This is a genomic window from Acinetobacter sp. YH01005 (genome assembly GCF_013420465.1).
Classification (GTDB): Bacteria; Pseudomonadota; Gammaproteobacteria; order Pseudomonadales; family Moraxellaceae; genus Acinetobacter; species Acinetobacter amyesii.
In genome coordinates this window covers 117192-132016 of sequence record NZ_VOYA01000006.1, presented here as the reverse complement: position 1 = coordinate 132016, position 14825 = coordinate 117192, and the positions used below count along the sequence as shown (strand labels likewise).

The following is a 14825-nucleotide window of genomic DNA, read 5'->3' as shown; positions in this document are numbered from 1 at the left end:
ATGATCATCATATTCCTTTAAACAACCAACGGCGACCGCGATGAATTTACAAACACTTCCAGGTTTATTTATTTCCCATGGCTCACCTATGCTTGCCATCAATCCTGAGCAAGTCGGTCCTGCGTTGGAACGTTTAAGCCTGAATCTTCCAAAACCGGAAGCCATTATTATCATGTCCGCACATTGGGAAAGTAACGCACTAGAAGTAAGTACCAGTGCCCGTCCTGAAACTTGGCATGACTTCCGTGGCTTCCCTCCGGAACTTTATGATATTCGCTATCCTGCACCGGGTAACCCAGAGCTCGCTGAAGAAATCCTTCATTTGCTTGCCAAGGCAGGGTTATCGGCACATGCCAACAGCACTCGTCCACGTGATCATGGCGTTTGGATGCCGTTGTTGCATATGTATCCTGATGCAGACATTCCTGTGATTGAAATATCGCTGCCGATGACTATGTCTGCGCAAGAGATCTATAAAATTGGACAAACGCTCGCACCTTTACGTGACAAGCAAATCCTGTTGATTGGATCGGGCAGTATTACTCATAACTTACGTGAATTGGCTTGGGATGGACGTGCAGCAACCGTGCCTGAGTGGGCATCTACATTCCGTAATTTTGTGGTCAATAAGCTCACTCATCAAGATTTTGATGCAGTTCTCGATTGGCAAAATATCCCGTTTGTACAACGCAACCATCCGACCATTGAACATTTTGCACCCATCTTCTTTGCGATGGGTGCAGGCCCCCGCTTCTCTATTGTTCACAGTAGCTTTAGTATGGGTTCGCTGGGTATGGATATTTATCGTTTTGATTAAACGTGAAATAAACTTGATAGCTTGACTTATTCATAATTTATATTAATAAGTTAACAAATTATTATTTATGGATACATTTTGCTACTTATTTGAGCTGAATGTATTCATATTCTTTTAAAATGAATGGGTTATGCTACAGGCTGAAATTCACTTAGAACAGTTAGCGTAATGAAATTAAAATATTTAGCGATCGCCCTCTTCCCTTTAGTCCTTGCAGCATGTCAATCAAGCGATATCCAAAAAGCTGGAGATTTAGCCGTGAGCGTATTACAACAACAAAATGCTGATAAAACTTTAGCTTCATATCAATGGAGCACCACCACTGAAAATGCACCAAAACCTTTGGTTTTAAATTTTCTAGAAAATGGCACTTTGGGTATTTCAACCAGCTGTAATAGCATGTCAACCCAATGGAAAGTGGAACACAATACCCTCGTAACAGGCAATATTGCATCTACGATGATGGCGTGTGCTGATAATGCGATGAAACAAGAAGGACTTGCATCTTCACTCTTGAGTGACCGTAAAGCACCTTTTGTTTTAAATACCACAGATCCGCAAAATCCAACGTTAACCATTATCTCTGCAGCAGGTGAAAAACTGGTTTTCACTGGAAAATTAACACATGAAACTCAGTACAACTCACAAGGCGAAACGATTTTCCTAGAAGTCAGCCCTGAAACGAAACAATGTACAGGCGCTGCTCCACAAACTTGTTTGCAAGTGCGTGAAGTGAAGTACGATGAAAAAGGCCTAAAAACACAAGTTGATAAAGACTGGACCTTATTTTACGATCAAATTGAAGGCTTTAAGCACACTCCTGCAGAACGCCAAATTATTCGCGTAAAACGTTTTGAACGTAAAAACCCTGCTGCTGATCAATCAAAATATGCCTATATTTTTGATATGTCAGTCGAACGTGAAGCCGTAAAAGGTCCCTTGTAAGTTACAGCCGATAAAAAACCGAGGTCATCGCCTCGGTCTTTTTTTATATCTACACAACCGCAAACGCTGATCAGCCGTGCAAAGTTTTCAAATCACGATGTACTTTTCAGCCAACGCTTTAGCGATGTAAATTTAAAGCCACTACAAAAGCAAAATGCCCTGCCTGAATTCATCCTGACGAATCGCAATCAACAGACAGATATTTTTAAGCATACAGCGAATTACCCATTGACGCGATTTTGAAGCAGAACAATTAACTCAATAGACGTGGGTTCTCGTAGAGAATAACGCTCTCCCGCCCAAATAACTCACACATTCAACAATGGCCTGATGACATTTTTTAGTGGCTGTAATCGCATTGGCCACAATTATGATGTAGGGAGTACTCTGAAGTTCTGCCCACAGTTACATCGGCTAGGGCTTTATTTTTAAACGTTTGCTCGACCAACCCTTAAATTTTCACTTCAATGTTATGGATAGCGAAATTCAACTTACCCTGATGAGCACTAATTAACAATCCAATATATTCCAAACCATTCAGCCATAAAAAAACCGAGGCTTGAGCCTCGGTTTTCAGTTCAACTTACGGAGAACTTAGTAAACGCCTTGAGCAAGCATTGCGTCAGCAACTTTTACGAAGCCTGCAATGTTCGCACCGTTTACGTAGTTCACAGTACCATCTTCTTCAGTACCGTATTTCACGCAGTTGCGGTGAATTTCTTTCATGATCGCGTGTAGACGCTCGTCAACTTCTTCGAAAGTCCAACCCAAACGAATTGCGTTTTGAGACATTTCAAGACCAGAAGTTGCAACACCACCTGCATTTGAAGCTTTACCTGGTGCATAAAGAATTTTCGCTTCAACGAATTTCTCAACTGCAGCCAAAGTAGATGGCATGTTTGCGCCTTCAGCAACACAGATTACGCCATTAGCAAGAAGAGCTTCAGCATCAGCTTCATCTAGTTCATTTTGAGTTGCACATGGCAGTGCGATATCACATTTGATTGACCAAGGGCGTTGACCTTCTAAATATTCAAAACCGTGCTTAGATGCAAATTCAGAAATACGGCCACGCTTAACGTTTTTCAATTCCATTACTTCAGCAAGAAGTTCAGTTGTGAAACCGTCTTTTACGTATACAGTACCAGCTGAGTCAGAAAGTGAAACCACTTTCGCACCTAAGTACATTGCTTTTTCAGCAGCGTATTGTGCAACGTTACCAGAACCCGAAATCGTTACAACTTTATCTTTAAAGCTATCGCCACGAGTTTTTAGCATTTCCTCAGCGAAATACACAGTACCGTAACCAGTTGCTTCAGGACGCGCAAGTGAACCACCGAAAGTTAAACCTTTACCAGTGAACACACATGCTGTGTCATTGCTTAATTTTTTCATCATACCAGCCATGTAGCCAACTTCACGGCCACCTACACCGATGTCGCCCGCAGGGATGTCAGTGTTAGAACCAAGATGACGGTATAATTCGATCATTAATGCTTGACAGAAACGCATGATTTCGCCTTCAGATTTACCTTTAGGGTCAAAATCTGAACCACCTTTACCACCACCCATAGGAAGTGTAGTTAAGGCATTTTTGAAAGTTTGTTCAAAACCTAAGAATTTAAGAATTGAAAGGTTCACTGATGGGTGGAAACGCATACCACCTTTGAATGGACCAATTGCTGAGTTGTATTGAACACGGAAAGCACGGTTAACTTGAGTTTGACCTTTGTCATCTACCCATGAAACACGGAACTGAATTGCACGCTCAGGCTCAACAAGACGTTCTAACAAACCGTAGTCAGCATATTGTGGGTTCTTTTCGATGAATGGCCAAAGGCTCGTCATTACTTCTTCAACAGCTTGAAGAAATTCAGGTTGATGTTCATCACGTGTTTTAACGTAGTCTAGGAAGTCGTTAAGGCTGTTATATTTCAACGCTTAATCCTCAGCAGATGTATGGATCAAAATTGATCACAATTTTGATCAAAGATATATTTTGGCGCAAAATATTAAATATCTTTTGTAACTAATCAGCAATAGTTTTTTTAAAAAATCTTTAAATTCTTTAAAGAACAGCGATTTAAATTGATTAATCAGATATTTTAGTTATAAATATTATTACTTTTAGGAATATTTTAATGAATTATTTTGCTCATTTATGATGCATCTATAGACCCATTTTTGCGCACAGCAATTCATACTGAAACATGCTAGAATTCAACGTCCTCTTTGGTTTTTCACTGCCTTCATTTGTACTCGCGACTACCCATGACTTCTGAAATTTCCCTCATCCAACAAATTGATGCCCTATTGCCACAAACTCAATGTGGACTTTGTGGACACCGAGACGGCTGCTTACCCTATGCCAAAGCCATCAGTGAAGGAGAAGAAGCCAATAAATGTATACCCGGTGGTCAACCTGTGGCAGATTCACTAGCAGCGTTATTAAATCGTCCACACTTAACAGCAGAAGCCAGCGTTTGGCCAATCCAAAGTGATGGACGCCCGCAACGGGTTAAAGCTGTGATTCGTGAGGATGAATGTATTGGTTGTACCAAATGTATCAGTGCCTGCCCTGTCGATGCCATTATTGGCTCAGGCAAATTGATGCATACGGTCTTGACGGATTTATGTACGGGCTGCGAACTCTGCATCCCACCGTGTCCAGTGGATTGTATCGACCTAGTCGAAGAGCTTGATCATGTGCCATCTGAACCTGTTCGAATCGCAGAACAGAATGATTTACGTCGCCGCTACTATGCACATATTCAACGTGAGGAAAAGCGCCGAATTCATCGTAAAGGCCCTATTGTACGCGCAGAAATTGATACGGAACTTTTTGCCCAATTTTCGACCCAGACAGACTTGGTACCGGTCATTGAAGTCGTGGAAAAACCTGCTACGCCAGTCGTTCAACTCGATGCAAAAACCACCATTGAACTTGCAAAAATTCGTACACAAATTAAGAAATTAGAAAAACAACTGAGTGTTCGAGACGATGCAAAAAAACGTGAGTTACTCCATACGCTCACGCAACAATTAACACAACTGCAAGGGGCTTAATCATGGCTGTTAAAAACATGACTAAGAAGCAAATTCAAACTTTTTTTGAACGCTTACGTGAGCAACGCCCCAACCCGAAAACCGAACTCAATTATAGTAGTCCATTTGAACTTTTAGTGGCTGTTACCCTATCTGCTCAGGCCACAGATGTCAGTGTCAACAAAGCCACAGATAAACTTTTTCCAGTAGCAAATACTCCTGAAGCTATTTATGCATTAGGTGTTGACGGACTGAAGGAATATATCAAGACCATTGGCCTGTATAACTCAAAAGCGGAAAATGTCATTAAAGCCTGCAAGATTCTCATTGAGAAGCACAACAGCATCGTTCCGAATAATCGTGCAGATTTGGAAGCCTTACCCGGTGTCGGTCGTAAAACTGCAAATGTGGTGCTGAATACTGCTTTTGGTCAACCGACCATGGCCGTTGATACACATATTTTTCGTTTAGGTAATCGTACAGGATTGGCTGTCGGCAAAAATGTTTTGGAAGTCGAATACCGACTCGTCAAAGTCATCCCCAAAGAGTTTATTGTTGATTCACATCATTGGTTGATTCTGCATGGGCGTTATACCTGTATTGCCCGCAAACCCAAATGTCATGAATGTATCGTGTCTGATGTATGTAATTGGCCTGACCGTTTTGACTTTGGCGCATTAAGACCGATTAAAACCACCCAAATTGAAGATTAATCTCTTCAATTTCGGGGTAGATGGAATTTGTATAAATCAATTGATCGAGTTGATGCTTAATTTTTATCTTGTTCTTTGTTTTTTTTATCAAACTCTTGCTGCAGCTTTGGATGTAAGCGATATTGCTTCGGGTTCAATTTAGCTTGCTCTGCTTCTTCCACTTGCACCTTACGCAACATTTTAAAGCTGACAAATAATAAGCCCAATAACACCGCCACAGCGATGATGACCATTATAACCAAAGCAAATTTCATAACAGATTCGCCCTAAAAGCCACATAAAAAAAGAGCCCCACTATGCAGTAGGACTCTTTGATTGTCAAAAATTCAAAAAAGTTGAATTATTTAGACTGATCTAAAATCGCGAACAAATCAGTTTGAACTTGATCGATTGGACGAAGACCATTTAATTTGTCATAAGTCGGTGCGTTTTCGCCAGAAGCTGCACGACCTTGGTAGAAACCAACCAATTGCTCAGTTTCAGCGTGGTAAGAACCTAAACGCTTACGAATTGTTGCTTCTTGGTCATCCGGACGTTGAACAAGGTCTTCACCAGTTTCGTCATCTTTACCTTCCACTTTTGGTGGGTTGTAAACGGTGTGATATACACGACCAGATGCAGGGTGTTGACGACGACCAGATAAACGTTGAACGATTTCTTCGTCAGGTACATCGATTTCAATTACATGATCGATGCTGATCCCTTCGTTTTCAAGCGCTTCAGCTTGTGGAATCGTACGCGGGAAACCGTCAAAAATGCAGCCGTTGACACAGTCAGGTTGAGCAATGCGTTCTTTTACAAGACCAATAATAAGCTCATCAGATACAAGGCCGCCATTGTCCATGACGCTTTTAGCTTGTAGACCTAATTCAGTACCTTCACGAATCGCAGCACGGAGCATATCACCGGTTGAAATTTGTGGGATATCGTAGCGCTTACAGATCAACTGAGCTTGTGTACCTTTACCTGCTCCAGGTGGTCCGAGTAATATAATGCGCATAAAAAAACATCCTCATTTTAAACATTGTGTATGACGCTATGTAGTGATCTGAACCCAAGATTCAGATCGTCTTCCAGCATCTAATTATAAGAAAGCCACAAACAAATGTATTGTACCCGCGATAAAACCGGTTACACCACCCAAGACAATTAAAATCCATTCGTCTTCCTGAAATGCAGGACGTAATAGATTTTGAAATTCTTTCGGTGTTAGCTCACGAATACGGTCTCTAAACATTTGAAAGATTTTCTGTGCACGGCTCGCATTAAACGCAGGGTCGCATACAGGCACCATCGTAATTTCAATTGAGCGATCGATCAAGTCTGTCTTGAGTTTTGCGTACTCTTTTGGACCTAAAGACAACTGTAATGAGGTACGAACCAGTGGAGATTCCATAATTTCATTAATATGACGTTTCACAATGCGACGAGTCTTATCTTTCTTCCCGCCATACATCATTTCGGTCATGATAGATTTTAACGTAATTAGGTCTTCTGTGACTACACTTGCGAATACATCTGAAACTTCTTCTTGGCGTTTCATAAATGCCCCTTGAACATTGTACGTTCCAATACGTGGAATCACAGGTTTAATCCAAGGGAATTTACGATCTTTAGTTAATTCAAATAATTGCAAATACTTAACAGGGTGCGGCTCTATTGGATTAAATACCATCCAGATGGCAATCCAGTTGGTCAAAAAGCCCCAGATTGCGGCCCAAAATGGAACCGTCCAATGCCATGGCACCACAAACCAAACGATCATTTGGAAGATACCAAAGAACATCCCAATCAAGGCACTAATATGCCAAATAAAGTTGATTTCTTTCTGGCCAACTTTAAGGAACATCCGCACCATCAAGAGACGATCCGCTTCCATTTGACTCACCACCATTTCTCGCATGTCAACAAGTGACTCTACGTTCATGGTCAGTTCGGTCACGAGTTCTTTTAAGGTATTTGGCAGCTGTTTATGTGCTTGGGCATAAATACGGCGTTTAATCGAATACGGTAAGTTTTCCCAAAGCACCGCATTTCGGTCTAGCATGACTTCATCAATCAAATGCTCAAGTTCAAAGCCAACTTGTTCACCAATGATGCGCGCCATGTCCTCAGGATCCATTGCATCCAAAAACTCACGTAAGGAACCCAATTTAGACAATGTATTATCCGTAATAATGCCAGAAATACGTCCAGCTTTTCTTGGCACAATCCCCTGCCATCCTACGGGTAATGGACCTAAATGGAATCCCCAGAAAGTAATCGGGTAAAACACCATTTTCAGTGCCATCCAAACGTGTGCCCAGGTAACGAATGCGGTAACGGGGATAATACTCAGCACAGCCCAAAAATCGGGACGTTGCAAAAAGGTTTGCCACAATTCGTTAACGTACTCAAGCATGCATAACTTCCATATTTAATTTTATTCAGTGAGTGCGGTTATAAAATAAAGTTGATTATTTTCACTACAAACCAAAACTTAAAGTATATGAGATTTGTAGTCTCGGTTCGGTTTCCACAATCACATTACCTGATTTGTCTTCTAATTTTTCACCCGCACCCAAGCCTACACTAAACGTACTAATACGCTCGGCACTCAACATCACATAAGCAAGATCGATACCACCACCTAAACGCGCTTCATCTTCACCATCTACTTTCTTGGAGTCGATGTGGCCCGCATAAGCTCCGATATAATAACCATTTTTATCTTTGCCAGTGAAATGAACGGGGTAACGAAAGCCGACTTGCCCACCAGGTGTTTTATCATCGTTCAAGAAAACACCAGCTTTTGCATAGGCAATGCCATATGGGTTTACCCACTCACCATTCACGTGAATAATTTTTTGAGTAAAACCTGCTCCAACATTCCATGGTTGATAACCCTTACCTGTTAACTTTGCCTCAGGTAAAAATGAATTGTCATTGGCATGTGCGATGCTTCCGAGCATCATAAATGCAAGCAATGGATATAATTTATTCATTGTTTTCACAAACTTCCTTAGTATTATTTTTTGGAATATTCCTTTTTTATACGTTTCGACTTTAGCAGAATAATATGAACTGTTATACACAAAGCCCCATATTTTTCATGTCTGCAAAGTCAAAATATAGACTGCAATCACAGCAGAGTCTTTTTTATTTATCAAAAAAATGTCAGTTGCGCTAGAATATGCCTCTTCCGTTATTTTAGCTCTCAGTCTTTAAGTCGAACGCGTATGAAGCAGCATTATCCTTTAAAAAATGTCCAGCAAGAAAAGCGGATTTATCGTAATCGCGTGGTGATTTCGATAGGGATTGTCTCCTTCTTTATGCTGTTGCTTGTGGCACGTTATGCATATTTGCAAATCAAGAGTTATGAGACCTTTTCAACTGCTGCAGATCAAAACCGAATTCGACTGCAACCACTTGCACCTTCTCGTGGTTATATCTATGACCGTAATGGCGTGTTATTAGCCGATAATTATCCGGTTTTCTCAGCAACCATGAGCCGTGCGGATGTTGAAGATATCGATGATACTGTTGAGCGCCTAACACCCTTATTAGAGCTTACATCTGAAGATATCGAACGCTTTAAAAGTCGAATTAAAACCTCTAAAAAGACTGAACGTGTTTCGATTAAACTGAATTTAAATGAAAATGATATCGCCCGTTTTAGTGAGGTGAAATATCAATTTCCGGGTGTCAATATAGAGACCCAAATGACTCGCTACTATCCACATGGTGAACTGTTTGCCCATGTGATTGGCTACGTAGGTCGTATTAATGACAAAGAACTAAAAACGATTGATAAAGATTTATACGCTGGCTCAAACCTGATCGGTAAAATTGGCGTTGAAAAATCATACGAAGAACTTTTACACGGTATGCCGGGGAATGAGTCGGTTGAAGCCGATGCCTTTGGTAATGTGTTACGCCATTTAGGTCGTAAAGATCCAATTCGTGGTAATGACTTATATTTATCCCTAGATTATGGACTGCAAATGGTTGCTTCAGAGCAGCTTGCAGATCGACGTGGTGCGATTGTTGCGATTGACCCACGTACTGGGGAAATCCTTGCTCTCGTTTCTAGTCCAAGTTTTAACCCCAACTTATTTGTTACCGGGATTAGCAGTAAAGATTATTCTGAACTACGTGATAGCCTTGATCAGCCTTTATATAACCGTGCTGTGCAAGGGGCTTATCCTCCAGGTTCAACGATCAAGCCAATGTTTGGTCTAGGTGGTATTCATTATGGTCTAGTGGACTGGAGTACTGCCATTTCAGATCCGGGCTATTTCACGCTTCCGGGTGACAGCCATCGTTTCCGTGACCACAAAAAAACTGGTCATGGCTCAGTTAATTTACACAAAGCTCAAGTCATTTCCTGCGATACCTATTTCTATGTCTTGTCCTATCGTATGGGCATTGAAAAAATGAATACTTGGATGCGTCAGTTTGGCTTCGGTGAAAAAACCGGTGTAGATTTACCAAGTGAAAGTACGGGGCTATATCCAAATCCTGAATGGAAGCTCCGCACACGGAAGTCCAACTGGCTCAAAGGTGAAACTATTTCTGTCAGTATTGGTCAGGGTGCATTTACTGCAACACCATTACAACTGGCGATGGCGACAGCCATTACCGCAAATCAAGGCTCTCATGTTACACCTCACGTTTTGCGTGAAAGTAAAGGTGCTAAAGTCCATAAAGTCCATAACGCCCCGAATGGTCGCATTCAATTTAATGGTAAGCCAGATGATTGGATCAAAATGCGTGATGCCATGATTGATGTGGTTCAAACAGGGACCGGTCGTGGTATTCGTACCCCAATGTATCAAATAGCAGGTAAAACAGGGACCGCACAGGTTAAAAGTATTGCCCAAGGTAAACGTTATAACGAGTCCTTATTGACAGAGCGTCAGCTTGACCATGGTTTATTTGTTGGTTTTGCCCCTGCGGAAAAACCTGAAATTGCGATTGCCGTCGTTTGGGAAAATGGTCGTCACGGTGGTTCTGCTGCTCAAATTGCGAAACCGATGTTTGATTACTGGTTATTAACACGTAAAAAGAATCCAATTCGTCCTGCTAGCCATCAAATTAGCGGTGGTCTCATGACTGCAGGTCTAAAACCAAGTGAATTACCAAGCGGCTCGAATATTTTATCAGCCGATCCAAATGCGAGCCCAACAGCTCAGCAGAACAACAGTGCCACTCAACAACCGAATAGTGTAAATACAACACCTCGTGCTGCCAGTGCAGCACATGCAACCGATGAGGAATAATTCATGAAAAATCAATTAAGAATCATTGGTGGTGAATGGAAGCGTCGTCAATTACCTTTTGCCAGTATTGACGGTTTACGCCCTACACCTGACCGTGTCCGCGAGACATTATTTAACTGGCTCATGTGGGATGTTCAAAATGCCAAAGTCCTCGACCTCTGTACAGGTTCAGGGGCATTATCGTTTGAAGCACTCTCACGTGGTGCAGCAGAAGCCGTTTTAATTGAACCTGATCGCACCCAAGCGAAGTTTCTCATGGACAATTTAGAACTCTTAAGGGTGAGCAAACAACGTGTGCAACTCAAAAACATGACGGCTCAACAAGCCATTCCTAATTTGAAAGATCAATTTGATCTGATTTTCTTAGATCCACCGTATAGTCTTGATTTATGGCAAGAACTTGCTGAATTGGTCGATCCCTGCATTGCAGACAATGGTTTAATTTATATCGAAGCTGATCGTGATCTTGCTCAGTTAAAGCTCCCGAGCAGTTGGCAGCAAATCAAACAAACCAAAGCAGGTACGGTACGTGCAGGCTTATATAAAAAGGCTTAATGTAAATGCACACAAAAAAGGACGTTAATGCGTCCTTTTTTATTACTTGAAAATCATTAAACCTGTGGTCGAAGTGGACGCTGGCTGTTAAATCCACCTGGGGTTTTAGCTTTATCCACGGGCGTCACTTTTGGACGTTGTTGCTGTGGTTTTTGCTGCTGGGGCTTACTTGTATTGGGTTTAGCTGGCGTCTGAGGCTTTGCGCTTGGACGATGCACATTTGACGGATGCTGAGATGAAGGTTTCTGTACATTCGGTTTATGCACATTCGGTTTATGAGTATCGTCTGGACGGCTATTCGAATTCGGTCGTGGTGAGTTTGGTCGATGTTGCGGGCTATTCACTCGACCATACGAGCGGTCATAACGCTGTCCGTATGAACCACCATATTGACCTGAATAACCATATTGATTTGCATAGCCATATTGATTCGAATGGTATCGGCCATCATCAAATGGCGCCACGACACACCCTGTAAATGTAACTGCAACCACAGATAGCAAAGCAACTTGTTTAAGCATGTGTAGCACTCCTCTTTGATGAAGAGCATTTTCACCTCTTTGATGAAGAGCATTTTCACTTATCGAAATGAATTTAATTGGAAGTCTGTGTACATCTGCTGTATTTAAATATTCATGTTCTATTCATGATTTGATGTCCAATTTTGCTACATTTACTCAGTCAGCCACATTTATATAGAAAAATTCACTACAATAGCGCCACGTATTTCAAAGCTGTAATTTAATGACTTGGCTGATTTTTATTCTTGGTGCCATCTTTGCGGGATTCATACAAGGATTAACAGGGTTTGCATTCGCCCTTATCGCAATGTCATTTTGGGTTTGGATACTCCCCCCTCAAATAGCCGCACCCTTGGTGGTCTGCGCTTCAGTTTATAGCCACTTCATTTCATTATCATCAGAACGTAAAAGCATTCCGATCAATAAAAAAATCATTTATCCCTATTTAATTGCAGGAATTTTAGGTGTACCGCTCGGTACGTATTTATTAGACAGCATTAATCCAGATACATTTAAATTGGTTTTGGGCGCTTTTTTAATGTTTTGGTGCCCAATTTTATTTTTTAATCCTAAATTTTCATTCATCCAAAAATCAGGGAAATGGGCGGATTCTAGTATTGGATATATTGCTGGAATCTTGGGTGGTCTTGGAGGCTTTTGTGGTGCATTACCCTCTGCATGGCTCATGCTGAAAAATACACCCAAAGCAGAACAACGCTATATTTTGCGACATTTCAATTTAGCCATTCAGCTCGTTACACTCATCAGCTATCTGCTACAAGGGATCATCCATCGTGAACATCTGCCCTATTTAGCCGTGCTGTTGGTAATTATGGCTTTTCCAGTGATTTTTGGTGCCAAACTTTTTTATCGCATTTCAGAACGCCAATTTAAGCATATCGTGTTAGGGCTATTATTTTCTTCAGGCTGCTTTTTGGTAACGATGAGTATCTTAAGCTGATGACTCAAAACCTAAAGATATTTGTCCAAATCATTCTAGAAAAACCCCTTCTCAGTTAGATATTCACATCTTGTAACAATGACACAGTTCACATTTAAATAAAAATTAGCCAAATGGTAAAAAAGTAATTAATTTTTCTGACGAAAATTAATAGAATATTGCACCTCATAATTTTGCTTAAAATAAAACCATGAAAAAGTTCATCCTGCTTGCAGGTGTAACTCTGCTTAGCGGCTGTATGTTTGGCACGTCCAGCGAAATTAAAAAAGCTGAAAAACTACTCTCACATTTTCAATGCAATAATATTGAAAGTTCACATATGACTCATAGCTCGATTACAAGTTTTCATGAAGAAAAACTGGCATCAAGTAAACAAAAGGTCGTGTCATATATCGACAGCTATAAAGAAGGCGAAAAATTATTTCGTATCCCGCTCATCGATGTAGTTGATCAGCAATACATAATTTATAAGGCGGCATGTCAAAATCTGGGCGGTATCCATCCCGATTTTAATGATTAATTTCAATATAAAAATCTAAACAGAAGAATCTAAATAGAAGAATCTAAACATAAAAAAGGACAGCCGATGCTGTCCTTTTTTTTGGATTGTTAAATTAGTGATAGCGTGTATCGACACTGAATTTTTCAGGAAATTTGGCATGAATTTGCGCGTAAAAATCCATGATTTCAGCCATATCTTTTTCATAATCGCCTGTAGGATAAACAATTTTACCCACACCCGTTTTTTTCTGCGCATAGTCCATATAGGCTAAAGCAATCGGCACACCTGCTTGCATGGCAACATGATAAAAACCGGTTTTCCACTTCTCTTGTTTAGCGCGCGTCCCTTCAGGCGTTACCAACATGACTAATTTCGGATGATGCTTAAATAAGTTAGCCATCAGCTCAACCATACTTTGACGTGCTTCACCATCTTGTTTTGGACGACGATTAATACCAATTCCGCCCATTGCACGTACAAAAGGCCCAAACGGGAATTTCATATAACTGTCTTTAATCGTGATACGAACATTTACCCCTAAAGCTTTCAGGGCAAGGCGTGCATAAAGTGCATCCCAATTACTGGTATGTGGCGCTGCAATCATGACACATTGGTCGATATTTAAATCCCAATGGTTATCAATTTGCCACCCCATTAAGTTCAGACTTTTTTCCGCTGTTTTTTCAAACACAATTTGCACCGACAGTTTTTTCTATGCCGCAGAGTTTAACAACGCAAAATAATTATAAAAGCCTATATTGTTCAGTTATTCACCAATTAATATATAAATGTCCTTTAGCGTTCACTTTTAGGTAAGTCACCAATATTTTTTCATTTACGAATTATTAAAAAACAAATTTCAGTTTTGACCCATTAACCAAACACACAATTGTTAACAGGAATAGGCTATTTTTCTTGCGCAATAATAGTCACGCTTAGCATTATATTGGGTACGTACGGTGTATAAATCTCATGAAAAAACTAATGCTCGCTCTCTGTATGGTCAGTGCAACCTTAACGGCATGTTCAAAAACCAGCAATGAATCTGAAACTGCGACACCACCAGATAATAATGTCATTGCCAATACAGACGCAGCCTCAGAAAGTCCGATTGCCACAGGTGATAACACCGAAAATGCACTTGATTGGGCAGGTGAATATAAAGGGATTCTGCCTTGCCATGATTGCAAAGGGATTGAAACTGAGCTTGAACTCAAACTCGATAAAAGCTACGAGCTTAGCCAAGAGTTTTTAGGTAAAGCTGCGAACACTGAAAATAAAGTGAAAGGCAGTTTTAAGTTTTTGCCAGATCAACCTGGGATGATTCAACTTGATGCCCAAGGCGACAATCGAATTTATTTTGTAGGTGAAAACTTTATTGAGCTTCGTGGTGATAAAGGTGAAAAACTAGAAATGCCTGAAGTAAATCTTAAACTCACCAAAAAGCTTGATTAGTGTTTTACTCTAAGTAGGATTGTTATAAAAAAATCCCCGCAAGTAGCGGG

General features: G+C 40.8%; 16 protein-coding genes. 9 read left to right on the top strand and 7 right to left on the bottom strand.

Features of this window, described 5'->3' with window-relative positions:
* Positions 1-40: 40 nt before the first annotated feature.
* Positions 41-817, top strand: a complete 777-nt coding sequence (locus FTT72_RS05765) for a dioxygenase (RefSeq protein WP_180178013.1) — start codon at positions 41-43, stop codon at positions 815-817.
* Positions 818-985: 168 nt separating this feature from the next.
* Positions 986-1762 carry an META and DUF4377 domain-containing protein gene (locus FTT72_RS05760; RefSeq protein ID WP_180178012.1) on the top strand — a complete coding sequence of 259 codons (777 nt, stop codon included), beginning with the start codon at positions 986-988 and terminating at the stop codon, positions 1760-1762.
* Between the two features lie 594 nt (positions 1763-2356).
* Here the strand turns inward: FTT72_RS05760 and gdhA are convergent.
* Entirely contained in the window at positions 2357-3700 is a 1344-nt protein-coding gene (gdhA, locus tag FTT72_RS05755; RefSeq protein WP_078193293.1) for an NADP-specific glutamate dehydrogenase, read from the bottom strand.
* Between the two features lie 333 nt (positions 3701-4033).
* Here gdhA and FTT72_RS05750 point away from each other — a divergent pair, with 333 nt between their 5' ends.
* Positions 4034-4828, top strand: a complete 795-nt coding sequence (locus tag FTT72_RS05750) for an RnfABCDGE type electron transport complex subunit B (RefSeq protein WP_180178011.1) — start codon at positions 4034-4036, stop codon at positions 4826-4828.
* Positions 4829-4830: 2 nt separating this feature from the next.
* Entirely contained in the window at positions 4831-5520 is a 690-nt protein-coding gene (gene nth, locus FTT72_RS05745) for an endonuclease III (RefSeq protein ID WP_180089050.1), read from the top strand.
* Positions 5521-5576: 56 nt separating this feature from the next.
* Here the strand turns inward: nth and FTT72_RS05740 are convergent, their stop codons facing one another.
* The 4 genes from FTT72_RS05740 to FTT72_RS05725 form a co-directional block, all read right to left on the bottom strand.
* Positions 5577-5774, bottom strand: coding sequence for a hypothetical protein (locus FTT72_RS05740; RefSeq protein ID WP_180026662.1), 198 nt, complete (start codon positions 5772-5774; stop codon positions 5577-5579).
* Positions 5775-5860: 86 nt separating this feature from the next.
* Positions 5861-6520 carry an adenylate kinase gene (gene adk / locus FTT72_RS05735; protein WP_078189866.1) on the bottom strand — a complete coding sequence of 220 codons (660 nt, stop codon included), beginning with the start codon at positions 6518-6520 and terminating at the stop codon, positions 5861-5863.
* Between the two features lie 84 nt (positions 6521-6604).
* The gene (locus FTT72_RS05730) at positions 6605-7921 is read right to left on the bottom strand and encodes a hypothetical protein (RefSeq protein ID WP_168378316.1); all 1317 of its coding nucleotides are present in this window, start codon (positions 7919-7921) and stop codon (positions 6605-6607) included.
* A 64-nt stretch (positions 7922-7985) separates the two neighbouring features.
* The gene (locus FTT72_RS05725; RefSeq protein WP_078192958.1) at positions 7986-8504 is read right to left on the bottom strand and encodes a hypothetical protein; all 519 of its coding nucleotides are present in this window, start codon (positions 8502-8504) and stop codon (positions 7986-7988) included.
* Positions 8505-8738: 234 nt separating this feature from the next.
* On the opposite strand from FTT72_RS05725, the gene mrdA reads away from it, so the two are divergent.
* Together mrdA and rsmD are read left to right on the top strand one after the other, a co-directional pair.
* Positions 8739-10781 carry a penicillin-binding protein 2 gene (gene mrdA / locus FTT72_RS05720; RefSeq protein WP_180089049.1) on the top strand — a complete coding sequence of 681 codons (2043 nt, stop codon included), beginning with the start codon at positions 8739-8741 and terminating at the stop codon, positions 10779-10781.
* Positions 10782-10784: 3 nt separating this feature from the next.
* Positions 10785-11336: a 16S rRNA (guanine(966)-N(2))-methyltransferase RsmD gene (gene rsmD / locus FTT72_RS05715; RefSeq protein ID WP_168378319.1), complete on the top strand. Its 552-nt coding sequence runs from the start codon at positions 10785-10787 to the stop codon at positions 11334-11336.
* 56 nt (positions 11337-11392) lie between these two features.
* Here rsmD and FTT72_RS05710 read toward each other — a convergent pair whose 3' ends face one another.
* A complete protein-coding gene (locus FTT72_RS05710) occupies positions 11393-11857 on the bottom strand; it encodes a hypothetical protein (protein WP_180178010.1) in 465 nt (154 codons plus the stop codon).
* A gap of 223 nt (positions 11858-12080) precedes the next feature.
* On the opposite strand from FTT72_RS05710, the gene FTT72_RS05705 reads away from it, so the two are divergent.
* Both FTT72_RS05705 and FTT72_RS05700 read left to right on the top strand, forming a co-directional pair.
* Positions 12081-12818, top strand: coding sequence for a sulfite exporter TauE/SafE family protein (locus FTT72_RS05705; RefSeq protein ID WP_180178009.1), 738 nt, complete (start codon positions 12081-12083; stop codon positions 12816-12818).
* Positions 12819-13008: 190 nt separating this feature from the next.
* Positions 13009-13338 carry a hypothetical protein gene (locus tag FTT72_RS05700; RefSeq protein WP_078189873.1) on the top strand — a complete coding sequence of 110 codons (330 nt, stop codon included), beginning with the start codon at positions 13009-13011 and terminating at the stop codon, positions 13336-13338.
* Positions 13339-13432: 94 nt separating this feature from the next.
* Here FTT72_RS05700 and FTT72_RS05695 read toward each other — a convergent pair whose 3' ends face one another.
* A complete protein-coding gene (locus tag FTT72_RS05695; protein WP_180178008.1) occupies positions 13433-14011 on the bottom strand; it encodes a 1-acyl-sn-glycerol-3-phosphate acyltransferase in 579 nt (192 codons plus the stop codon).
* Positions 14012-14292: 281 nt separating this feature from the next.
* Here FTT72_RS05695 and FTT72_RS05690 point away from each other — a divergent pair, with 281 nt between their 5' ends.
* On the top strand, positions 14293-14775 hold the full coding sequence (locus FTT72_RS05690) for a copper resistance protein NlpE (RefSeq protein ID WP_180178007.1): 483 nt from the start codon (positions 14293-14295) through the stop codon (positions 14773-14775).
* Positions 14776-14825 lie beyond the last annotated feature (50 nt).

What these genes read in the sequence shown, in the direction of transcription:
- FTT72_RS05710 (WP_180178010.1), bottom strand. Translation starts at nt 11,857, where the DNA reads ATGCTTAAACAAGTTGCTTTGCTATCTGTGGTTGCAGTTACATTTACA.
- mrdA (WP_180089049.1), top strand. Translation starts at nt 8,739, where the DNA reads ATGAAGCAGCATTATCCTTTAAAAAATGTCCAGCAAGAAAAGCGGATT.
- FTT72_RS05765 (WP_180178013.1), top strand. Translation starts at nt 41, where the DNA reads ATGAATTTACAAACACTTCCAGGTTTATTTATTTCCCATGGCTCACCT.
- FTT72_RS05705 (WP_180178009.1), top strand. Translation starts at nt 12,081, where the DNA reads ATGACTTGGCTGATTTTTATTCTTGGTGCCATCTTTGCGGGATTCATA.
- FTT72_RS05740 (WP_180026662.1), bottom strand. Translation starts at nt 5,774, where the DNA reads ATGAAATTTGCTTTGGTTATAATGGTCATCATCGCTGTGGCGGTGTTA.
- FTT72_RS05760 (WP_180178012.1), top strand. Translation starts at nt 986, where the DNA reads ATGAAATTAAAATATTTAGCGATCGCCCTCTTCCCTTTAGTCCTTGCA.
- nth (WP_180089050.1), top strand. Translation starts at nt 4,831, where the DNA reads ATGGCTGTTAAAAACATGACTAAGAAGCAAATTCAAACTTTTTTTGAA.
- rsmD (WP_168378319.1), top strand. Translation starts at nt 10,785, where the DNA reads ATGAAAAATCAATTAAGAATCATTGGTGGTGAATGGAAGCGTCGTCAA.
- FTT72_RS05730 (WP_168378316.1), bottom strand. Translation starts at nt 7,921, where the DNA reads ATGCTTGAGTACGTTAACGAATTGTGGCAAACCTTTTTGCAACGTCCC.
- FTT72_RS05700 (WP_078189873.1), top strand. Translation starts at nt 13,009, where the DNA reads ATGAAAAAGTTCATCCTGCTTGCAGGTGTAACTCTGCTTAGCGGCTGT.
- FTT72_RS05750 (WP_180178011.1), top strand. Translation starts at nt 4,034, where the DNA reads ATGACTTCTGAAATTTCCCTCATCCAACAAATTGATGCCCTATTGCCA.
- adk (WP_078189866.1), bottom strand. Translation starts at nt 6,520, where the DNA reads ATGCGCATTATATTACTCGGACCACCTGGAGCAGGTAAAGGTACACAA.
- FTT72_RS05725 (WP_078192958.1), bottom strand. Translation starts at nt 8,504, where the DNA reads ATGAATAAATTATATCCATTGCTTGCATTTATGATGCTCGGAAGCATC.
- FTT72_RS05690 (WP_180178007.1), top strand. Translation starts at nt 14,293, where the DNA reads ATGAAAAAACTAATGCTCGCTCTCTGTATGGTCAGTGCAACCTTAACG.